Annotated in this window: 15 protein-coding genes and 2 tRNA genes; 16 read left to right on the top strand and 1 reads right to left on the bottom strand. The window is 65.7% G+C overall.

Annotation, left to right across the window (positions count from 1 at the left end; translation table 11 throughout):
* Positions 1–55 precede the first annotated feature (55 nt).
* From RGUI_RS01420 to RGUI_RS01365, 12 genes are all read left to right on the top strand, one after another.
* Positions 56–1447 carry a divergent polysaccharide deacetylase family protein gene (locus tag RGUI_RS01420; protein ID WP_081531420.1) on the top strand — a complete coding sequence of 464 codons (1392 nt, stop codon included), beginning with the start codon at positions 56–58 and terminating at the stop codon, positions 1445–1447.
* Positions 1448–1980: 533 nt separating this feature from the next.
* A complete protein-coding gene (locus RGUI_RS01415; RefSeq protein WP_081531419.1) occupies positions 1981–4386 on the top strand; it encodes a glycogen/starch/alpha-glucan phosphorylase in 2406 nt (801 codons plus the stop codon).
* A gap of 4 nt (positions 4387–4390) precedes the next feature.
* Positions 4391–6601, top strand: a complete 2211-nt coding sequence (gene glgB, locus RGUI_RS01410) for a 1,4-alpha-glucan branching protein GlgB (RefSeq protein ID WP_081531418.1) — start codon at positions 4391–4393, stop codon at positions 6599–6601.
* Between the two features lie 18 nt (positions 6602–6619).
* On the top strand, positions 6620–7882 hold the full coding sequence (gene glgC / locus RGUI_RS01405; protein ID WP_371587092.1) for a glucose-1-phosphate adenylyltransferase: 1263 nt from the start codon (positions 6620–6622) through the stop codon (positions 7880–7882).
* Positions 7879–9306, top strand: a complete 1428-nt coding sequence (gene glgA, locus RGUI_RS01400; RefSeq protein WP_081531417.1) for a glycogen synthase GlgA — start codon at positions 7879–7881, stop codon at positions 9304–9306. The genes glgC and glgA overlap by 4 nt, the downstream gene beginning before the upstream one ends.
* Positions 9303–11393, top strand: coding sequence for a glycogen debranching protein GlgX (glgX, locus tag RGUI_RS01395; RefSeq protein ID WP_081531416.1), 2091 nt, complete (start codon positions 9303–9305; stop codon positions 11391–11393). The genes glgA and glgX overlap by 4 nt, the downstream gene beginning before the upstream one ends.
* A complete protein-coding gene (locus tag RGUI_RS01390) occupies positions 11390–13282 on the top strand; it encodes a 4-alpha-glucanotransferase (protein WP_081531415.1) in 1893 nt (630 codons plus the stop codon). Before glgX ends, RGUI_RS01390 begins: the two co-directional genes overlap by 4 nt.
* 226 nt (positions 13283–13508) lie before the next feature.
* Positions 13509–14450 (top strand): zinc metalloprotease HtpX, encoded by a 942-nt coding sequence (htpX, locus tag RGUI_RS01385; protein WP_081531414.1) that lies wholly within the window; start codon positions 13509–13511, stop codon positions 14448–14450.
* A gap of 121 nt (positions 14451–14571) precedes the next feature.
* Positions 14572–14648: transfer RNA gene (locus tag RGUI_RS01380), tRNA-Asp, on the top strand.
* Between the two features lie 30 nt (positions 14649–14678).
* Positions 14679–14755: transfer RNA gene (locus RGUI_RS01375), tRNA-Asp, on the top strand.
* Between the two features lie 29 nt (positions 14756–14784).
* Complete coding sequence (locus tag RGUI_RS01370; RefSeq protein ID WP_081531413.1) at positions 14785–15006, top strand: RND transporter; 222 nt, start codon at positions 14785–14787, stop codon at positions 15004–15006.
* Positions 15007–15183: 177 nt separating this feature from the next.
* Positions 15184–15756, top strand: coding sequence for a VPLPA-CTERM sorting domain-containing protein (locus RGUI_RS01365; protein ID WP_081531412.1), 573 nt, complete (start codon positions 15184–15186; stop codon positions 15754–15756).
* A gap of 346 nt (positions 15757–16102) precedes the next feature.
* On the opposite strand, the gene RGUI_RS01360 is transcribed toward RGUI_RS01365, so the two are convergent.
* Positions 16103–17476, bottom strand: coding sequence for a M20/M25/M40 family metallo-hydrolase (locus tag RGUI_RS01360; RefSeq protein WP_081531411.1), 1374 nt, complete (start codon positions 17474–17476; stop codon positions 16103–16105).
* 128 nt (positions 17477–17604) lie between these two features.
* On the opposite strand from RGUI_RS01360, the gene RGUI_RS01355 reads away from it, so the two are divergent.
* From RGUI_RS01355 to ispG, 4 genes are all read left to right on the top strand, one after another.
* Complete coding sequence (locus RGUI_RS01355; protein WP_081531410.1) at positions 17605–18186, top strand: hypothetical protein; 582 nt, start codon at positions 17605–17607, stop codon at positions 18184–18186.
* A gap of 450 nt (positions 18187–18636) precedes the next feature.
* On the top strand, positions 18637–19860 hold the full coding sequence (gene hemA / locus RGUI_RS01350; protein WP_081531409.1) for a 5-aminolevulinate synthase: 1224 nt from the start codon (positions 18637–18639) through the stop codon (positions 19858–19860).
* A 119-nt stretch (positions 19861–19979) separates the two neighbouring features.
* Positions 19980–21221, top strand: a complete 1242-nt coding sequence (locus RGUI_RS01345) for a helix-turn-helix domain-containing protein (protein ID WP_081531408.1) — start codon at positions 19980–19982, stop codon at positions 21219–21221.
* Positions 21222–21310: 89 nt separating this feature from the next.
* Complete coding sequence (gene ispG / locus RGUI_RS01340; RefSeq protein ID WP_081531407.1) at positions 21311–22447, top strand: flavodoxin-dependent (E)-4-hydroxy-3-methylbut-2-enyl-diphosphate synthase; 1137 nt, start codon at positions 21311–21313, stop codon at positions 22445–22447.
* The last annotated feature ends 49 nt before the right edge of the window (positions 22448–22496 follow it).

Raw genomic sequence — 22496 nt, 5'->3', positions numbered from 1 at the left:
GCGCGGGCGCGACCCCGCAGCGGCACGAGGCAACAGCAGCAGGTCGGAGCAGGACATGGGCAAGGGCGTGATAAGCGGCATCGTCTGGGGCGCGCTGGTGACGATGGTGACCCTTGTGCTGATCTCGCTGGCCAATCCGCTGCCCGCGCCTGACACGGGCGACCCGCCTGTCGCCGTGGTGGCTGACGACGCGGCGGCGGAACCTGAAACGCCCCAAGTGCCAGAGCCCCAGCCGGTTCTGACCGTCCCCGAAACGCCCCCCGCACCCAGCGTCGCCGCGCAGGACCCTGCCGTCGCAGACGATCCCGCGCCAGTCTCCCCGCCGGCGCCCGTCCGCGAAACCCCGGTCCCGCAGACCACCGCGCCGCGGGTTCAGGCGGCGCGTCCGACCGTGGATATCGAATTGCCCCCGGGGTCGGCCTTTGGCGTTCAGACGGCGGAGCCCGCAAAGGCGCAGACAGAAACCGCGCAAGAGCCGCGCAGCGCGCCGCGCGTGGCGGCCCCGGGCGGGATCGCCGATCTTGCCGGTGTCTCCGATCTTGAAACCGCGCCTGTCGCGGCCCCGGCGCCGCTGACCGACTTTGCCGGTGAACCGATGACGCCTCAGGTGGCAGAGGCCCCGCCCGAGATGGCACCGGAGGATCCGGTGTTTCCCAGCCCCGCCGTGCTTGGCCCGGCCACCCCCGAGACCGAAGTCCAGAGCCGCACCGAAGAGCCGGATACGAAGCCGACGGCAGCCCCCGCAGACCCGGCGCCTGCGTTCGGTGCCTTCGATGCGCCCGTGTTACACGCTGCGCCCGCTGTGGCGACCGACATGCCGGCGCAAGACCCGGCCCTTGAGCGCAACGCCGTGCCGTTCACGCCAAACAGTGGCGGGGCGCTGGTGTCGATTGTCCTGATCGATGTCGGCGAGATGGGGCTGCGGCGGACGATCCTGCTGGCCTTTCCATTCCCCGTCACGTTCGCCATCGACCCGGCGCGGCCCGATGCGGACGAGGCGGCAGCGGCCTACCGCGCGGCGGGGTTCGAGGTCGTGACGCTGGGGGGGGCGGGACAGCCGGACGCCCTTGATCGATCCGTCGCGGTTCTCGACCTCTCGGGCCCGGACGCTGGGGCGCCCCTCCCGCAACTGGTGGCACGACTGAAACAGACCGGTCATGGTCTGCTGTCCGACAGTGGTGCAGGGGGGCAGGCGGCGGAGCTTGCGCAAAAGGCCGGGGTCGACTTTGCCGGGGTCTCTGTCCTGGATGACGAGGTTCCGCTCAGCACTGCCCGGCTGGTCGACATGCTGGATGCGGGCGTACTTCCGGCCAAACGCGACGGGCACGCCGTGGTGGTCGCGCACAGTTATGCCGAAACGGTCAAGGCGCTCTACGCCTGGACGCTGGAAAGCTCTTCGATGGCGTTCGAGCTTGCCCCGGTGTCGGCGGTGCTCCGTGCGCGGTGAAAAAGGCCGGCACAGGATTTCCGCGCGCCGGGGCGCCTGATTCGTCTGCGGCGGCTGCGACGTTCCCGCGCATCGGGCTGCGGCGTTTCATCGTCCTGCCTGCGGATGCCGCGCAGTTCTGAAAATCGCCTGAATTACCATCACTGCGAAACGGGTGGCCCGCCGCACCGGGGCCGGATACGGGGACACTATCCGCAGGTGCCAAGGAGCAGCGGGCACCGTACCGGAGCGACGACGCACCCGCGGTCGGCCCCTTTGGTCGCGGCGTTTTTCGCGCCCAGCATCGGGCAATCTCACCCGGCAAGTCCTCAAACTGTGCCATTGGATCGGCGGGTCTGGTCGCTGTCTGACCCGTCCGGTCCCGACGCCGCGCGCCATTGCACCGCCGGTCCCGGCCACCTGTGTCGGCACCGGGCCCCAATTCACACATGTGAAGCTTGCGCTTGAAGCCGGACAGGTTTTTCGCCCATACCTCAGGCAACGCGCCTGGCGTATCCTGACCACATCCGGAGGCTTCCTTGACCGCCGCTGACATGCGCGACGCGATCATGCGTCATCTGACCTACGAACTTGGCACCGATACGGAGCACGCAACCCTTCAGGACTGGCGCATCGCGCTGTCGCTGGCGGTGCGCGACCGGCTGATGGACCGCTGGTTCGCCGCGGCCAATGCAACGCGCAAGGCCAAGGCCAAGCGGGTCTACTACCTGTCGATGGAATTCCTGATCGGCCGCCTGCTGGAGGACGCCATCGTCAACCTGCGCCTGAACGAACAGGCCTGCACCGCGCTGAAGGACCTGGGTCTCTCGCCAGAGGCTGTCCTGCTGGACGAACCGGATGCGGCCCTCGGCAATGGCGGCCTTGGCCGGCTGGCTGCCTGTTTCATGGAATCGATGTCGACCATCGGCTGTCCTGCCGTGGGCTATGGCATCCGCTATGAACACGGGCTGTTCCGCCAGTCCTTCGTCGACGGGCGGCAGATCGAAACCGCCGAAGACTGGCTGAACCAGTACCACGCCTGGGAGTTTCAGCGCCGCGACGTTCAGTTCCGCATGTCCTTCGGCGGCGAGGTGGTCGAGGAAAACGGCAAATCCGTCTGGCATGGCGAACAGGCGGTCATCGCCGCGGCCTTCGACACGCCGATCATCGGCTGGAATGGCCGCTGGGCGAACACGCTGCGCCTGTGGTCGGCGCAGCCGGTGCAGGGCTTCGACCTCGAACGCTTCAACCGTGGTGAATACGCCGCCGCGGCGGAGGGGGAGGCGCTGGCCCGCACGATCAGCCGGGTCCTTTACCCCGACGACACCACCGAACAGGGCAAGGAACTGCGGCTGAAGCAGGAGTATTTCTTCACCGCCGCGTCCTTGCGCGACATCCTGCGCCGTCTGAAACTGGAAGGCGGCGCCCTGGCCGATCTGCCGAAAAAGGCCGCGATCCAGTTGAACGACACCCACCCCGCGATTGCCGGGCCGGAACTGGTGCGGCTTCTGCATGACGAGAACGGCATGCCGCTGGACGAGGCCATCGTGACCGCGCGCGGCTGTCTGTCCTACACCAACCACACCCTGATGCCCGAGGCGCTGGAACGCTGGTCAGAGGACCTGATGACCCGTCTTCTGCCGCGCCACATGCAACTGATCGAGCGGATCGATGCCGCCCATGCCGTCAAGCAGCCCGACCGCAAGGTGACCCTGCGCGAAAACGGCGAGGTCAAGATGGGCGAACTGGCCTTCGTTATGGCGCACAAGGTCAACGGCGTGTCGGCGCTGCATACCGAACTGATGAAGCAGACCGTCTTTGCCGAGCTTCACCGCCTGCATCCCGACCGCATCGTGAACGAGACCAACGGCGTCACGCCGCGTCGCTGGGTGTTGTCGGCCAATCCGCGGCTCAGCCGCCTGATCACCGCCACCATCGGCGAGGGCTGGGTTGACGATCTCGAACAGCTTGAGAAGCTGGAGCCGAGCCTGACCGACCCGGCCTTCCTTGACACCTATGCCGCGGCCAAGCGCGACAACAAGGTGGACCTGTCGAACTGGCTGGCGACCGCCCATGACGTCAAGGTCGACCCCGAGGCGATGTTCGACGTCCAGATCAAGCGCATCCACGAATACAAGCGCCAGCATCTGAACATCCTTGAGGCCATCGCGCTCTGGCAGGACATCAAGGCCAACCCCAACGGCAACTGGGTCCCGCGGGTGAAGATCTTCGCAGGCAAGGCCGCGCCGGGCTATGTCTTCGCGAAAGAGATCATCCGCCTGATCAACGACGTGGCCGCGCTGATCAACAACGACCCCGACACCAACCGGTACCTCAAAGTCGTGTTCCTGCCGAACTATAATGTCAGCCTTGCCGAACGCCTGATCCCGGCCTCCGACCTCAGCGAGCAGATCTCGACCGCGGGCAAAGAGGCCTCGGGCACCGGCAACATGAAATTCGCCCTGAACGGGGCGCTGACCATCGGCACGCTGGACGGCGCCAATGTGGAAATCCGCGAACGGGTGGGCGCGCGCAACTTCTTCCTGTTCGGCATGACCGCGGATGAGGTCGTGGCCCGCCGCGAGATCGAGGATCACGCGCGCAAAGCCATCGCCGCCGACCCGCGGCTTGCCGACGCGCTCAAGGCAATCTCGCAGGGCGTCTTTTCGCCGCGTGACCGGCACCGGTTCCGCGGCGTGGTCGCGAACCTGACCGGGCATGACTATTTCCTCGTCTGTTCGGACTTCACGGCCTACTGGGATGCCCAGCGCCGTGTCGATGCCGCCTTTGCCGATCCGGACGCCTGGCGTCGGATGGCGGCCTGCAACACGGCGCGGTCGGGGTGGTTCTCCTCTGACAGGACGATCCGCGGCTATATGGCGGATGTCTGGAACATCGACCCCTTGCCCGAACCTGAGACACAAGCTCCGTTGCAATCCTCGGCTGCCCGCCTAGGCTAGCGGCATGACAGCGACCCCGACGACCCAAACGGCCTTTCCGTCTCCCTCTGATGCGCGGCGTCTGCAGGAGGGCACCCATGACGACCCGTTTGCGGTTCTGGGGCCGCATGTCTTGGAAGGTGTGCGCCATGTGGTGGCGTTTCTGCCCGGGCTGGCAGCGCTGCACGCGGTCGTCGGCAAGGAGTGTATCGCCCTGACGCGCCATGCCGACGCGCCGGACCTGTTTTCGGGTCCGGTTCCGGGGCAGGGGGCCTATACGCTGTCAGCGACCGATGGCGCTGGCACGTCCTGGGATTTCGAAGATCCCTACCGCTTTGGCCCGGTCATCGGCGAGATGGACGAATACCTTCTGGGCGAAGGCACCCATCGCCGTCTGTGGCAGGTTCTGGGTGCCCATACCCTGACGCATGAGGGGGTGCAGGGCACCCATTTCGCCGTCTGGGCGCCGAACGCGCTGCGTGTATCGGTCGTCGGTCCGTTCAACAACTGGGACGGGCGGCGCCATCCGATGCGGCGGCGGGGCACCACCGGCGTGTGGGAGTTGTTCCTGCCCGGCATCGTCGAGGGTGAGTGCTACAAGTACGAGATCCTGGGGCAGGGCGGCAATGTCCTGCCGCTGAAGGCTGACCCGGTGGGTTTCGGCGCCGAACATCCGCCGAGGACGGCGAGCGTGGTGCGCGATATCTCCGGCTATGGCTGGCATGACACCGACTGGATGGACAGCCGCACGGGGTGCAACGCCCGCACCGCGCCGATCTCGGTCTACGAGGTGCATCTGGGAAGCTGGAAGCGCATCGCGCAAGAGGGCAACCGCCCGCTATCCTATAAGGAAGCGGCAGAGGAGTTGGTCGACTATGTCGCTGACATGGGCTTCACGCATATCGAGTTTCTGCCGCTTTCCGAACACCCGTTCGACGGCTCATGGGGCTATCAGCCGGTGGGGTTGTTTGCGCCCACGATCCGCCACGGGCCGCCGCACGAATTCCGCGACCTGATCGACGCGGCCCACCGCAAGGGGCTGGGCGTGATCCTTGACTGGGTGCCAGCGCATTTCCCGACCGATGCGCACGGGCTGGGCCAGTTTGACGGCACCGCGCTTTACGAACATGCCGACCCGCGCGAGGGGTTCCACCACGACTGGAACACGCTGATCTACAATTACGGCCGGACCGAGGTTGCGAACTTCCTCTACTCCAACGCGCTCTTCTGGCTGGAGGAATACCATATCGACGGGCTGCGCGTGGATGCCGTGGCCTCGATGCTCTACCGCGACTATTCCCGGAAGGAAGGGGAGTGGATTCCCAACCGCCACGGCGGGCGCGAAAACCTTGAAGCCATCGCCATGCTGCAGACCATGAACACGGTCACCTATGGCGAGGTGCCGGGGATCATGACCGTGGCCGAGGAAAGCACGTCTTTCCCCGGCGTGTCACAGCCCGTGGATACCGGGGGCCTTGGCTTCGGTTACAAATGGAACATGGGCTGGATGAACGACACGCTCGACTATTTCGCGCGTGAACCGGTCCACCGGAAGTTCCACCACCACCAGTTGACCTTCGGGCTGCTTTACGCGTTTTCGGAAAACTTCATCCTGCCGATCAGCCATGACGAGGTCGTGCACGGCAAGGGCAGCATGCTGTCGAAGATGCCCGGCCCCGATTGGGAGCAGTTCGCCAACCTGCGCGCCTATTACGGCTTCATGTGGGGCCATCCGGGCAAGAAGCTTCTGTTCATGGGGCAGGAATTCGCCCAGCGCGCCGAATGGGACGCGGCCGGGCAGTTGGACTGGGGCGTTCTGGGCGCCCAGTGGCATGCCGGGGTTCAGCGGCTGGTGCGCGATCTGAACACCTTCTACCGGGCCACACCCGCGCTCCATGTCAAGGATTGCGAGGGCGACGGCTTTCAGTGGATCGAGGCCAATGCCGGCGACATCTCGGTCTATGCCTGGCAGCGCAAGGGCGGGCCGGACGATCCGCCGGTGGTCGTCATCGCCAACCTGACCCCTGTCGAACGGCCCGGCTATCGCCTTGGCCTGCCGCGGGCCGGGCGCTGGCGCGAGACGCTGAATACCGATGCTGCGATCTATGGCGGTGGCAATCGCGGCAATATGGGGGGCATCACGGCCACGGATACCCCGCATCAGGCCATGCCCGCGTCGGCCGAGGTGACGCTTCCGCCGCTTTCGGTGCTTTATCTCATGCCGGAGGAGGCGTGATCGAGAGGGGGAGTTCTCATGGAAATGCGTTACAGTCGGCTGTCCAGCCGCAGCATGGCATTCGTGCTTGCAGGTGGTAGGGGCAGCCGGCTTAGGGAATTGACGGACAGCCGCGCAAAGCCCGCGGTCTATTTCGGCGGCAAGACCCGGATCGTCGATTTCGCCCTGTCCAACGCGCTGAATTCCGGCATCCGCAAGATGGCGGTGGCGACGCAATACAAGGCCCACAGCCTGATCCGCCATTGCCAGCGCGGCTGGAACTTCTTCCGCGCGGAGCGGAACGAATATCTCGACATCCTGCCCGCATCGCAGCGGGTGGCAGAGAACAAATGGTATCTGGGCACGGCCGATGCGGTGACCCAGAATATCGACATCGTCGACAGCTACGGCGTCGACTACGTCCTGATCCTGGCGGGCGACCACATCTACAAGATGGATTACGAGATCATGCTGCGCCAGCATGTGGCAAACGGCGCGGACGTGACCGTGGGCTGCCTGACCGTTGCAAAGGAGGAGGCGAGCGCCTTTGGCGTGATGGCCGTGGACGAAACCGATCGGATCACCGATTTCGTCGAAAAGCCGGCCGATCCCCCGACCATGCCGTCCGACCCGACGATGTGCCTGGCCTCGATGGGCATCTACGTCTTCGACTGGAAATTCCTGCGCGATCTGCTGATCCGGGATGCCGAGGACCCCAATTCCAGCCACGATTTCGGCGGCGACCTGATCCCCCACATCGTCAAGACCGGCAAGGCGATGGCCCACCGCTTCACCGATTCCTGCGTGAAGGACCGCGAAGACGCCCCCGCCTATTGGCGCGACGTCGGAACGGTGGATGCGTTCTGGAAGGCCAATATCGACCTGACCGACTTCACGCCCGACCTGAACCTGTGGGACACCAACTGGCCGATCTGGACCTATTCGGAATCGGTGCCGCCCGCGAAATTCGTCCATGACGAGGAAGACCGCCGCGGGTCTGCCGTGTCGTCCATGGTGTCGGGGGGCTGCATCATCTCGGGGACAGAGGTGCGCAACTCGCTCCTTTTCACCAAGGTGCACACCAACTCCTACTCGGTGCTCGATCATGCGGTGGTCCTGCCCTACGTGGAGGTCGGGCGGCATGCCCGGCTGAAGAATGTCGTCATCGACCGCGGCGTGATCATTCCGCAAGGTCTGGTCGTGGGCGAGGATCCGGAGGAAGACGCCAAATGGTTCCGCGTAAGCGACAACGGGATCACCCTGATCACCCAGAAGATGCTGGACCGGAGGGCCGCCGGATGATCCGCGTCCTGTCGGTCGCCTCCGAATGCGTGCCGCTGGTCAAGACCGGCGGTCTGGCCGATGTGGTGGGCGCCTTGCCCGGCGCGCTGGCTACGGAGGATGTCGACATGCGCGTCCTGCTGCCGGGCTACCCGGCGGTTCTGTCGGCGGTGCGTGCGACCGAAACGGTCTGGGATGCGCCCGACCTGTTCGGCGGGCCGGCACAGGTGTTGGCCGGGCAGGCAGGCGGGCTGTCGGTCTATATCCTCGATGCGCCGCATCTCTATAACCGCGATGGCGGGCCTTATGTCGATCTCGTCGGCAAGGACTGGCCCGACAACGATGTCCGCTTTGCCGCGCTTTCGTGGATGGGCGCGCAGATCGGGGCAGAGGGGGCCGGCGACTGGCAACCCGATGTGGTTCATTGCCACGACTGGCAGGCCGGGCTGACGCCGGTCTATTTGAAGGCCCGCGGGGTGGACCGCCCAACGGTGATGACCGTGCACAACATCGCCTTTCGGGGCATCACGCCGGCGGATCGGCTGTCGGCGCTTGCCCTGCCGGTCTGGGCGTTTCAGCCCGACGGGATGGAGTTCTACGGCCAGATCTCCGCGCTCAAGGCCGGGCTGGTCTATGCGTGGAAGGTGACCACCGTCAGCCCGACCTATGCCCGCGAATTGACGACCCCCGATTTCGGTGAGGGGCTTGATGGCGTGATCCGCTCCCGCGGGGGGGACCTTGTGGGCGTGCTGAACGGCATTGACGAAACGGTCTGGGACCCTGCGACCGACCCCCATATTTCCCCGTTCAAACAGCCTCGCGGCAAGATCAAGGCGAAGAAGGCCCTGGTCGAGGAGATGGGCCTGCCGCAGGGCGACGGGCCGCTTTGCATCGTTGTCTCGCGGATGACGGCGCAAAAGGGGCTCGACCTGCTGTTGCAGGCGATGCCGACGCTTCTGGCCCGGGGCGGGCGTCTGGCGATGCTGGGGTCCGGCGATGCAGGGCTGGAGGCGGCTTGGCTACGGGCCGCCGACAACCACCCCGAGGTCGCGGTGCGCATCGGCTATGACGAACCGCTCTCGCACCGGATGATGGCGGGCGGCGACGGGATCATCGTGCCGTCGCGGTTCGAACCCTGCGGCCTGACGCAGCTTTACGGGCTGAGATACGGCACCGTGCCCGTGGTCGCCCGGACCGGCGGGCTGGCCGATACGGTGATCGACGCCAACCCCGCGGCGCTGAATGCCGGTGTGGCTACCGGCGTGCAGTTCGCGCCCGTTTCGGCCGGGGCGCTTTCGGCGGCCCTCGACCGGTTCTGCGATCTTTATTACCAACCGAAAATCTACGCGCAGCTTCAGCGCAACGGCATGCGGGCCCCGTTCGGCTGGGCCCAGTCCGCGGCCGAGTATGCCGCGCTTTACCGGGGGATTCTGCCCGCAACATGACGATCCCCACGATGATGACCGCCGGGCGGCCCGATCCGCTGGGTGCCAGTTTCGACGGCGACGGCGTCAACTTTGCCGTCTTTTCCGAAAACGCAAGCCGCATGGTGCTGTGCCTGTTCGACGACAGGACGGGCGAGGAGGTTGCCCGGCTCGATTTCCCCGAGCGCACCCACCATGTCTGGCACGGTTATGTCGAGGGGCTGGTGCCCGGGCAGCATTACGGGCTGCGCGCCTATGGCCCCTACCGGCCCGACCAGGGGCACCGCTTCAACCCCAACAAGCTGTTGCTTGATCCCTATGCCCGCCGTCTGACCGGCCATCCGGTCTGGCATGATGCGCTGATGGGGTACGAGGTCGACACGCCGCGGCAGGATCTCAGCTTTGACCGGCGCGACAGCGCGCCCTACATGCCGCGCGCCGTGGTCGTGGCCCCAAGCTTTGACTGGGGGGACGACAGGGCGCCCGACACCGCGCTGACCGACACCGTGATCTACGAGGCGCATGTAAAGGGTCTGACCGCCCGGCACCCGCGCGTGCCGTCGCCCGGCACCTTCCGCGCGCTCGCCTCTGACCCGATGCTGGAACATTACGACCGGCTGGGCATCACCGCGATCGAGCTTTTGCCGGTGCAGGCGTTCCTGAACGACCGGTTCCTTGTTGAAAAGGGGCTGACCAACTACTGGGGCTACCAGACGCTCGGCTTCTTCGCGCCAGAGCCGCGCTATATGGAAACCGGCGATATTGCCGAGTTCCAGCGAATGGTTTCGCGGCTGCACGCCGCGGGGATCGAGGTGATCCTCGACGTGGTCTACAACCATACCTGCGAGGGCAACGAATTCGGCCCGACGCTGTCCTTCCGCGGGCTGGACAATGCCAGCTATTACCGCCTGCTGCCCGAGGACCGGCGTTACTACATCAACGACACCGGCACCGGAAACACGGTCAATGCCGGTCATCCGATGGTGCTGCGGCTGATCATGGACAGCCTGCGCTATTGGGTGGAGGTGATGCATGTGGACGGCTTCCGCTTCGATCTGGCCGCCACGCTGGGGCGCACCCAGGCGGGCTTTGACCAGCGGGCCGCGTTCTTTCAGGCCGTGCGGCAGGACCCGGTCCTGTCCCGCGTCAAACTGATCGCGGAGCCTTGGGATATCGGCCCCGGCGGGTATCAGCTTGGGGCGTTCCCCGCGCCGTTTCTGGAATGGAATGACAGGTTCCGGGACGGTGTGCGCCGGTTCTGGCGGGAAGAACCGGGCCGTGTGCCCGATCTGGCCGGGCGGTTGGTGGGCTCTGCCCCGCAATTCGACCATTCGGGGCGTCCCGCGACCAGTTCGGTCAATTTCCTGACCGCCCATGACGGGTTCACGCTGACCGATGTCGTCAGCTACAACCAAAAGCATAACGACGCCAATGGCGAGGGCGGGCGCGACGGTCACAACGCCAATTACTCCGACAACATGGGGGTCGAGGGGCCGACCACCGACAGCGCGATCCGGGCGGCCCGGGCGCAGCGGCGGCGCAACATGATGGCTACGCTGCTGCTCAGCCAGGGGACGCCGATGATCCTTGCCGGTGACGAGTTGGGCAATTCGCAGCAGGGCAACAACAACGCCTATTGCCAGGATAACGCGACCTCGTGGATCGACTGGCAGGCGGTGGATGATGCATTTCTGGCCTTCACCGCCGAGATGATCGCCTTCCGCCGGGAACATCCGATCCTGCGTCAGCAGATGTTCCTGCATTCCCGCGAACGGGCCATCGACCATATCGAGGATCTGTTCTGGCGGCGCGCCGACGGCAACCCTATGCGTCGCGCCGATTGGGAAGACCCGGATCTGCGCCTGCTGACGGTGGAGTTGCGCACGGCCTCTGGCACGCCGGCCTATGGTGCGCTGGAATATGCCCTGTTCGCCGTGTTCAACGCGGGCGAGGCAACAACGGTGGTCATCCCCGAGGCGCCCGCCGGGCAGGGATGGAGCCTGCATGTCGAGACATCGCGCCCCGGTCAGCCGCCGATCCCGGTGGCCGACCACCTTGAAATGCCCGCCCACGCCGTTGCCGTTCTGGTGCTGGAGCATGTTCTGTGAGCGATGCGCTGGCGGCGCTGTCGCGGCATGCCGGGATCCTGCCGGGCTATCGCGACCTGACGGGCGCATGGCACGAAACCACACCAGAGGTCACCCGGTGCCTCTTGTCCGCGATGGGCTTGGCCGACGCACCACCGGCCGAGACGTTGGAGGCCATGAAGGCCGCCGAGGCGGCCCGGCCCCTGCCGGACTGGCTGGTGATCGAGGCCGGAACAGCGCCGCGGCTTGCCCCCAAGACGGGTGACGACTGGCGACTGGAACTGGAGGACGGCAGCGTCGCCGAGGGACGGGCAGGGGAGGACCTTGCCCTGCCGCCCCTGCCGCTTGGGCTGCATCGCCTGACCATGGCGGGGCATGAGACCACGCTTTTGGCTGCCCCCGCATCGCTGCCGCTGCCGTCCCGTGGCTGGGGGGTGACCCTGCCGCTTTATGGCCTGCGCGATGCCGCGACGGGGGGCTTGGGCGATTATGACGACCTGCGGGCCGTGGTGTCCGGTATCGGCGCGCAAGGCGCCGGGTTCGTCGGGATAAATCCGATCCACGCGGGGTTTCCGACCGACCCCGGCGCGATCAGCCCCTATTCGCCCTCCAGCCGCCGCCGGTTCAGCGTGGCGCATATCGCCTGTGCGGGGGAGGGGCGCGTGCCGGGGGCTGAACTGGTGGAGTATCCACCCGCCGTCGCGGCGCGGCTGGCCTGCCTGAGGGCGGCCTTCGCGGCGCTGACACCCGAGGACGCCGTGGCGCTGGACGCGTTTCGGAAGGCCGGTGGGCCAGACTTGCAGCGCTTCGCGATCCATCAGGCACTGGCGGATCGCCACGGCCCCTACTGGACCGACTGGCCCGCCGATCTGCACTCCCCCGACTCTGCGGCCGTCGCCCGTTTTGCGGCAGAGCATCTACAAGACGTTGCCTTCCACGCCTGGCTGCAATTCCGGGCCGAGGCGCAACTGGCCGCGGTGGCAGAGGCCGGGCGCGCTGTGGGCATGGCACAGGGGCTCTACCTTGATCTCGCCGTGGGCACCCATCCCGCAGGGGCGGAGACATGGGCCGACCCGGGGCTTTTTGCGCAGGGCGTCTCGCTTGGCGCGCCGCCCGATGCCTTCGCGCCGCAGGGGCAGGCGTGGAACCTGGCGCCGATGATCCCCGCAGCCTTGGCCGCACGCGGGTTCCGGCCGCTGGCAGAGACCTTGCGCGCACAACTGAAATTCGCGGGGCTTCTGAGGATCGACCATATTCTCGGGTTCGACCGCGCCTTCTGGGTGCCGCAGGACGGCCCCGGCGCCTATGTCGCGATGCCGCGGGAGGCGCTCTTGGCCGTCGCCCGGATCGAGGCCGCCGGTGCCGGCGCCGCCTTGGTGGGCGAGGATCTGGGCGTGGTGCCCGACGGCCTGCAGGCAGCGCTTGCGGGGGCGGGGATCATGGGCTGTCGCCTTGCGATGTTCTCCCCCGATACGGGGCATTGGCCCGAGGCGGTGCTGGCCAGTTTCGGCACCCATGACCTGCCGCCCTTCGCCGGATGGACGGCCGGGGCCGATATCGGCTGGCACGTCCGGCTTGGCCATATCGAGGTCGCCAGCGCCGCGGCGATGCAGGACGCGCGCGGACGGGACGTTGCGGCCCTTGCCGGGCACGCTGGGGACACGGGCGCCGATGCGATGCACGCGCTATTGGCGCAGTCGCCCGCCCGGTTGGTGGCCGTGCAGGCCGAGGATGTGCTGGGCCTTGCCGACCAGCCCAACCTGCCCGGCACCGTCGACAGCCACCCGAACTGGCGCAGGCGGCTGGGCAAGGGACCTGCCGAAATCGCAAACGACCCCGGTCTCGGGCGCGTGGCTGCGATCATGCGCGCCGCGGGGCGGGGCTGCGATGCGGGGCCGACAGTGGGCTGAAACCGGCGGGGTCAGGGCCTGACGTCATCAACCACCTCCGCCTGAGCCGACAATCCGCGCGTGGCGACACGCACATGCCGCGAAAGGGCCTTCCAGGGCGGATGAGAGCGACGGCAGTCGGGGCCAAACTCTTGGCAGCGCAGCCCTGCCGCCCAATATGAAGGGCAAAGCAAGGGGGGCGACGTCCCCACCTGCAAGGTATCTGTGAAAGAATGAGGTCTTGGGCATGTCCTACATGAAAACCGCAATGCTGATGGCGGCGATGACAGCCCTGTTCATGGGGCTTGGCTATCTGATCGGTGGTGGTGCCGGCATGGTGCTGGCGCTGGTCTTTGCCGCGGGGATGAACGTCTTCACCTGGTGGGGATCCGACAAGATGGTGATGCGCATGTATAATGCGCAGGTCATCGGCCCCGGCGACCGCACCGGGCTTTACGACATGGTGGCGGGGCTGGTGCGCCGGGCCGACATGCCGATGCCCGCGGTCTATATCATCGATCAGCCCCAGCCGAACGCCTTTGCCACCGGCCGCAACCCCGAAAACGCGGCGGTGGCCGTCACAACGGGGCTGCTGCAACGTCTGAGCCGGGAAGAGATCGCCGGCGTCGTCGCCCATGAACTGGCGCATATCAAGAACCGCGACACCGCGATCATGACCGTGACGGCGACCTTCGCCGGGGCGATCTCCGCGATTGCGAACTTCGCGCTGTTCTTCGGTGGCAACCGCGACAACCAGATGGGGTTTGTCGGGACGCTTGCGATGGCGATTCTGGCGCCGATGGCGGCGGGGCTGGTGCAGATGGCGATCAGCCGCACCCGGGAATACGAGGCCGACCGCGTGGGGGCCGAGATCTGCGGCAATCCGCTGTGGCTGGCCTCTGCCCTGCGCGGCATCCAGACCGCGGCAGAGCGGATCGACAACCACGTGGCAGAGCGCAACCCCGCCACCGCGCATATGTTCATCATCAACCCGCTTCATGCGCACAAGATCGACAACCTGTTTTCCACCCACCCCAACACCGAAAACCGCATTGCCGCGCTGGAGGCGATGGCCGGCAAGCCGACGCCGGCGGCACGGCCTGCGCGGGGTCCGGTACAGGGGGCGGCCGGTCCCTGGGCGGGGCGGGCAACGGCGCGAGCGCCCGAACGCAAGGGCCCGTGGTCCTGAGCGGACGGCCCGCAATGGAAAGGGGATTGAGAAAGGTCGGAAATTCGCGGCGGTCGGTGCTTGACGCCGGTTTCACCGCCGCATAAAAGGCACCTCACGCCGGGCAAGCCCGGAAGGCGCTGCGGTTGTAGCTCAGTTGGTTAGAGTACCGGCCTGTCACGCCGGGGGTCGCGGGTTCGAGCCCCGTCAACCGCGCCACCGCCTTCCAGACCGAACCCGATGCGATGCGCGGTTGTAGCTCAGTTGGTTAGAGTACCGGCCTGTCACGCCGGGGGTCGCGGGTTCGAGCCCCGTCAACCGCGCCACTTTCCCCCCCAAGTTTTCCGGAATATCCATGTCCCGCTTTCTCGATGAACTGCCCCTGTCGCTGGTCGTGGTCATGGCGCTGAGCATCGGGCTGGCCCCGTTCCTGCCGGAGCCGCATATCTGGGAAAAGCTGAAGATGCTGGCGGCCGGAGAGTTGCGCCGCGGCATCGATCTCTTCGATCTGTGCCTGCATGGCGCGCCGTGGCTTCTGTTGATGGCCAAAGTTGGCCGGATGGTCGTCAGCCGATAAAGCGCGCACCTGCTTCACGACCACAGGTGAACTGCCGCCCCTCTCTCAGGAATCTTCTGGACGTCTCGACAAGGCGTATCTTACCTTGGGTCAACCCGTTCCCGCAGGAGGTCTGGGCCGGGCCAAAAATGCAGTTCAGTTCAATTCGAATCTGAATGAACGCCCAAGGAGGAAATAATGAGAAAAGACTTTCGTTTCAGGCTGGTTGCCGCTGCCGCATTTGCCGCACTTGCCGTGCCGTCTTCGGCTGACGTCTTGTACAACCCGATGTCCGGAAATGCGCTTGGGATCACGGATTTCTCGTTCGACGGATCCGTTTATGATGTGCATTTCGTCGGCGGCAGCTATCTGGACATCTATGGAGGCGGCGACCCGCACTTCCTGGGCAATGAGACGGACGCCGATGCCGCGGCAGATGCCATCATGTCTGTTCTGAACGCCGAACCCACAACCCCGGAAATCTCGGACGGAACCTCCGAGGTTCTGTGGCTGGTACACACCGTGACGATCGACAGGTTCTATGCCGAACAAGTCGGTCATGACACCAGCGATGCCCCCTGGATGCGCTTTGCCGATTTCTCCGGGGAACTTGACTTTGACCATTCGGTTTCGCCGTACAACTGGCTTTTCGCCAAGTTCGAGGCGCCGGGGACCTTGACCGCGCCGACCGTCCCGGTTCCTGCCTCTGGTCTTCTTCTTGTCTGCGGGGTCGCAGGCATGGCCCGTTTGGCGTCGCGTAAAGGAAAGTAGCCTCCGGGCCTTTCATCCGTGGGGAGCGCCGCGTTGCGAAAGCAGACTGAGGCGGTCACCGGTCGGTGCTCTCCACACCTTTCGGCGGGCTCGCGGGATTTCATACCCCGTAAGCCTGTTATCAAAGCCTGTAGAACGGCGCTTCCTGCGAAGGTGCATCAGGCACCTTCGCATCTGGCATCAACGGACCCGCGCTTGGGCTCAGCCCGCCATCGACGCCAGGATTCGCGCCCAGCTTCTGATGCCCTTGTGGAGTGAGCCGCGATTCTTGTGAAGGCGCCGGGGGCGCCTTCGCGCGGCGAACGGGCGGAGCCCGCGTAGAGTTTCCACGGGCCCGCGCCGGGGCTCAGCCCGCCAGCGCCGCCAGGATCCTTGCCCAGCTTCGGATGCCCTTGTGGAAACTCTCCACGTCGTATTTCTCGTTCGGGGAGTGAATCGCGTCGTTGTCGCGGCCAAAGCCGATCAGCATCGAATCCATCCCCAGTACCTCCTTGAAATAGCCCGCCACCGGGATCGAGCCGCCGCAGCCGACATAGGCCGCGGGGTTCGGCCATTCGTCGGACAGCGCCTGCCGCGCCTTTTCGAAGGCCGGGTCGCCGATGGCCATCTGCGCGGCGGGGGAGGCGCCGTGATCGGCGAATTCGGCGGTGCAATCGGGCGGCAGCATCTCCCGGACCATGGCGCGAAAGGCCTCGCGAATCTTTAGCGGGTCCTGCTGGCCGACAAGGCGGAAGCTGATCTTGGCGCTGGCCTTCGACGGCAGCACGGTCTTGAAGCCCGCGCCGGTATAGCCGCCGGTGATCCCGTTGACCTCGCAGGTGGGACGCGACCAGATCATTTCCAGCGCGCTGCGATCCTGCTCGCCCGCCGGGGTCGACAGCCCCACGGCACCAAGAAATTCGCCGGCATCGAAGCCCAGACCCTGCCATTGGGCGGCCACCGCCTTGGGCAATTCGGGCACGCCGTCATAAAAGCCGGGAACGGTGATCCGGCCCGTGTCGTCATGCAGGGCCGCGATGATCCCGGCAAGCGCGCGGATCGGGTTCATCGCCGCGCCGCCATACATGCCCGAATGCAGGTCCAGATCGGGGCCGGTAATCGTGACCTCTTCCCCCAGAAGCCCGCGCAGCATGGTGACGATGGCGGGGGTTTTCGCGTCGAACAGCCCCGTGTCGCAGATCAGCGCGATGTCGGAGGTCAGCATCCCCGCATTGTCCTTCAGGAACGGCACGAGAGAGGGCGAGCCCGATTCCTCCTCCCCCTCGAAGAACATGGTGATGCGGGCGGGCAGGGTGCCGTTTACCGCCTTCCAAGCCCGGCAGGCCTCCACAACGGTCATCAACTGGCCCTTGTCGTCAGAGGCGCCGCGGGCGCGGATCACCTTGCCCGCCGGCGTGTCCTCCAGCGCCGGGTCGAACGGGTCGCGATCCCAAAGGTCCAGCGGATCGACGGGCTGCACGTCGTAATGGCCGTAAAACAGCAGGTTCGGCCCGGTGTCGCCGCCCTTGCCCACCACCATCGGATGGCCGGGGGTGACATGGGGCGCGGCGTCAAAGCCGATGGCCCGCAGATCCTCGGCCAGCCAGTCCGCGGCCTTTGCGCAATCGGCGGCATGCATCGGGTCGGTCGAGATCGAGGGGATGCGCAAGAGCGCCATCAGCCGGTCGAGGGCTTGCGGCAGATCGGCATCGATTCGGCTCAGCACGGGATCGAGGGTCATCTTGGGGGCTCCGTCAGTGTCGGGTTGTGGGAAAGCCTAGCAGCCCGAACCGGGCCGTCCAGAGGGGTGGCGACGGGGATGCCGGCAGGGTAGGCTTTGACCGGGATGAAAAGAACGGAAGGGATGCGATGAAACGGATCGGAGCAGCAGGGGCCGCGCTTGCGCTTTGCCTTGCCAGCGTGGCCGGGGCAGAGCCGGTGGACGGAAAGACCGCCCGGAAGCTGGTATTCGGGACCAAGAAGGTCGAGGTCCGGATCGTTCCCTATGACTTCCTGTCCGAACAGGATCGCAAGGCGCTGGTCTTCGCCGGGAAGCGGCAGGCCTACTACGCCGCCATCGCCGTGGCCCCGTCAGAGGGGCTGGTGTCCAACGCCACGCTTGCGGCGACCAACTTTCACGATGTGGCCTCGGCCCGCCGCGCCGCCCTGGCGCAGTGCGATTCGGTCCGCAAGGGGGGCAAGCCCTGCGTGATCGCGGCCGAGGTGGTGCCGAAGGGCTGGACGGACCGGCCCCTGACCCTCAGCGCCGCGGCGACGGCGGGACTGCGCAAGGAATACGGCCGCGGTGGCGGGGAAAAGGCGCTGGCGATCTCGCCCATGACGGGGAAATGGGCCGTGCAAAAGGGGGCGGGGGCGGCTGCATCGGCCCTGTCGGCCTGCGGGGCCCATCCCGGGGCGACCGATTGCCGGGTGGTCGTGGCCGACCGCTAGGGATGTGTCTACGCGGGTTTACAGACAATCTGTCTAACCAGATTGACAGAAATCAATGTTCAAGCGCGCAGAACGTCGCTATGGTTCAGATCACGCGACGCGCGCGAACGGCACCCGAAGGATTCGGGCCGCGTTTCGAACGTTTGTCGGTTCCGCAAGGACAAGGTTTCCGATCGGAACGCCAGACGCAGAAAATGCGGCAATCCGGCGCAAAGGATTGGACATTTCGTCAGCATCGCGCTTAGACATCTGGCGTTTTTCGAATATGAAAGACGGACAGGGAGAACGAGAGCGGCACCATCCCTCGGGCCGGACCGGGGTTCAGGGGCAGGTGTCGAAGGGTAAAACCAAAACCCCGTCAATGCGGGGGTAGCCCGGACCAGGACCCGCACAGCGGGCAAAGTGGAAGGGCAAAAGGGCCGGAGTGCCCGAAAACGAAGGAGAGACCCGTTGGACTATTCCGCAGCACTGGACGGCGCCATCAACAGCCTGCACGAAGAAGGTCGCTATCGCACCTTCATCGATATCGAGCGGCGCAAGGGCGCGTTCCCCGAAGCGGTCTGGAGCCGCCCGGATGGCGAGCAGCAGGATATCACCGTGTGGTGCGGTAACGACTATCTGGGCATGGGCCAGCACCCCGTTGTGCTCAGCGCGATGCACGAAGCGCTGGAAGCCACCGGCGCCGGGTCCGGCGGCACGCGCAACATCTCTGGCACCACGGTCTATCACAAGGCGCTGGAGGCCGAGATCGCCGACCTGCACCAGAAAGAGGCGGGGCTTATCTTCACCTCCGCCTATAACGCCAACGACGCGACCCTCTCCACCCTTCCGGTCCTGTTCCCGAACCTCGTGATCGTCTCGGACGAACTGAACCACGCCTCGATGATCCAGGGCATTCGCCGCGGACGCTGTGAAAAGCACATCTTCCGTCACAACGATGTCGCCCATCTGCGTGAAATCCTTGAGAAGATCGAGAAGGGCCGCCCGATCGTCATCGCCTTTGAATCGGTTTACTCGATGGATGGCGACTTTGGCCCGATCGAGGAAATCTGCGACCTGGCCGACGAATTCGGCGCGCTGACCTATATCGACGAGGTGCACGCCGTCGGCATGTACGGCCCCCGCGGCGCCGGCGTGTGCGAGCGTGACAACCTCATGCATCGCATCGACATCATCAACGGCACCCTCGCCAAAGCCTATGGCGTGTTCGGCGGCTATATCGCGTCGTCGGCGAAAATGTGTGACGCCGTGCGCTCCTACGCGCCGGGCTTCATCTTCTCCACCTCGCTGCCGCCCACCGTGGCCGCCGGGGCGGCCGCATCGGTGCGCCACCTCAAGACCGACAGCAGCCTGCGTGAACAGCACCAGGACCGCGCACGCGTCATGAAGGCCCGGTTCAAGGGTCTGGGCATGCCGGTCATCGACCACGGCAGCCACATCGTGCCGCTGATCGTGGGCGATCCGGTCCACACCAAGCGCATCTCGGACATGCTGCTTGAGGGCTATGGCATCTATGTTCAGCCGATCAACTACCCGACCGTGCCGCGCGGGACGGAGCGTCTGCGCTTTACCCCGTCGCCGGTGCATTCGCCCGAGCAGATGGATCACCTGATCCGCGCGATGGACGAGCTCTGGTCGCAGTGTGCGCTGAATCGCGCCGAACTGACCGCATAACACTGCTTCCGCGGGTGCATGGCTCGCGTGCTTGTGATACGATCTCTTAAGAAGGACGGCGATTCCCTTGCGTCGCCGTCCTAAACCGGGGACACACAGGCAGGCACGGGGCAGTACATATGATAAGGCGCAGGCAGCCGCGAGGCACGGCTGAGGGCTCTCAAGAGGTATCTACCCCCAAGGGGTTTGACGAGTTCGAGCTTCGGCTCGGCGATGTCATGCGCGGTGAACGTGCAACCTTGGGGAAGTCGCTGCTTGATGTTCAGCGTGAACTCAAGATCCGGGCGACATACATCGCAGCCATCGAAAACGCCGATCCGGCCGCGTTCGAAACGCCCGGCTTCATCGCGGGTTACGTGCGGTCCTATGCCCGATACCTTGGGCTCGACGCGGAATGGGCTTATCGCCGCTTCTGCGAAGAGGGCGCGTTCGCGACCAGCGACACCGTCGAATCCAACGTCTCGGGCACCAAGACCACCTCGTCGAAAAGCACGGCGAAGGGCCGCGACCCGTTTGCCGATCCCAACGGGCTGTTCGCACCCCGGAAAGAAAACTTCCCGCTGCGGATCGAACCCGGTGCCATCGGGTCGAGCCTTGTGCTGCTCGCCCTGACCACCGCGCTTGGCTATGGCGGCTGGTCGGTGCTGAAGGAAATCCAGCAGGTCAAGCTGGCCCCGATCGATCAGCAACCCGGGCTGATCGTCGATGTGGATCCGCTTGACCAGGTGAATGATGTCGTCACCGCCGACATGTCGGTGACCCCGCCGTCGACCGAGGATCTGGACCGGCTTTATCGCCCGCAGGCGCTGGACAAACCCGTGATGGTCGCCCGCGACGGCCCGATTGCAACGCTCGACCCCGGCGAGATCGGCATTCTGGTGTCGGAGGACCCGGTACGCCGGATCGCCCGCGCCGCGCCCGGTGCCGAAACCATCTATGTCGAACGCCCGCTGGCCGGTGGAACGCCGCCGCGCGACACATCGGTTCGGGTCGTTGCCGAAAACACCCGGCCCGAGGTCGCCATTCTGGCCGTGCGTCCGGCCTGGGTTCGCGTCTCGGCGGCGGATGGCACCGTTCTTTTGGAAAAGATACTCGATGCGGGCGAACGCTATGTCCTGCCCGAAACCGAAGAGGCGCCGCGCCTGCGCGCGGGCAATTCCGGGTCGGTCTATTTCGCGGTCAACGGCCAGACCTATGGACCCGCATTGGCGGGGGCACAGGTCGCCAAGAATGTCGAACTGTCCGCCGACGCGCTGACCGAGAAGTACCAGCTTGCCGATCTTCAGGCCGATCCCGACCTTGCCGTGGCGCTCGCCCAGCTTGAACAGGGCCTGACGGAGGGCGACGCCGGGTCGCAATAGCGAGAGGCGACACCGGCGCGCGTTGCGTGGCGGCGGTTAATCCACTATCCAGAAGGCGTAAACACCCAACGCCCGAACAGGTTATTCCGATGTCGCTCCACGCTGCGCGCCCTTGGCGCCATATCGAACGCCGCAAGTCCCGTCAGATTCATGTTGGCCCCGTGGCCGTGGGGGGCGATGCGCCCATCTCGGTCCAGACCATGACCAACACGGTCACGACCGATATCAAGGGCACGATCGGTCAGGTCCTGCGCGCCGCAGAGGCCGGGGCGGACATCGTGCGGATTTCCGTGCCGGATGAGGATTCCTCGCGCGCGCTGAAAGAGATCGTCGCCGAAAGCCCGGTGCCGATCGTCGCCGACATCCATTTCCACTACAAGCGCGGGATCGAGGCGGCCGAGGCCGGCGCCTCCTGCCTGCGGATCAATCCCGGCAATATCGGGGACGAGAAGCGGGTCAAAGAGGTCATCAAGGCCGCCCGCGACCACGGCTGTTCGATGCGGATCGGGGTGAATGCCGGGTCGCTGGAAAAGCACCTGCTCGACAAATACGGCGAACCCTGCCCGGAGGCGATGGTCGAATCCGCGCTCGAACATATCCGCATCCTCGAAGACAATGACTTCTTCGAGTTCAAGATCAGCGTGAAGGCGTCTGACGTGTTCCTGGCCGCCGCCGCCTATCAGGGCATCGCCGAGGCGACCGATGCGCCGCTCCACCTTGGTATCACCGAGGCGGGCGGGTTCGTGTCCGGCACGATCAAGTCGGCCATCGGCCTCGGCAACCTGCTTTGGTCGGGCGTGGGTGACACGATCCGCGTGTCGCTGTCGGCAGACCCGGTGGAAGAGGTCAAGGTCGGCTACGAGATCCTGAAATCGCTGGGCCTGCGCCATCGCGGCGTGAACATCATCTCCTGCCCGTCTTGCGCCCGGCAGGGCTTTGACGTGATCAAGACGGTCGAGGCGCTGGAAAAACGGCTGGAACACATCAAGACCCCGATGAGCCTGTCGATCATCGGCTGCGTCGTGAATGGCCCCGGTGAGGCGCTGATGACCGATGTCGGCTTTACCGGCGGCGGCGCGGGCAATGGCATGGTCTATCTGGCGGGCAAGCAGGACCACCGCATCTCGAACGAGGAGATGGTGGACCACATCGTCGCGCAGGTGGAAAAGAAAGCCGCCGAGATCGAGGCCGCCGCGGCCGCGGCCGAAGTGGAAGCTGCGGAATAACGAAAGGCCGGCGCTGCGCCGGCCTTTTGGGAAGTTCGACCTTCACAGG

Origin of the sequence: Rhodovulum sp. P5 (genome assembly GCF_002079305.1) — a bacterium.
Classification (GTDB): domain Bacteria; phylum Pseudomonadota; class Alphaproteobacteria; order Rhodobacterales; family Rhodobacteraceae; genus Rhodovulum.
Note: the sequence above shows the minus strand (reverse complement) of the source record. Positions and strands in the feature narration are given on the sequence as shown.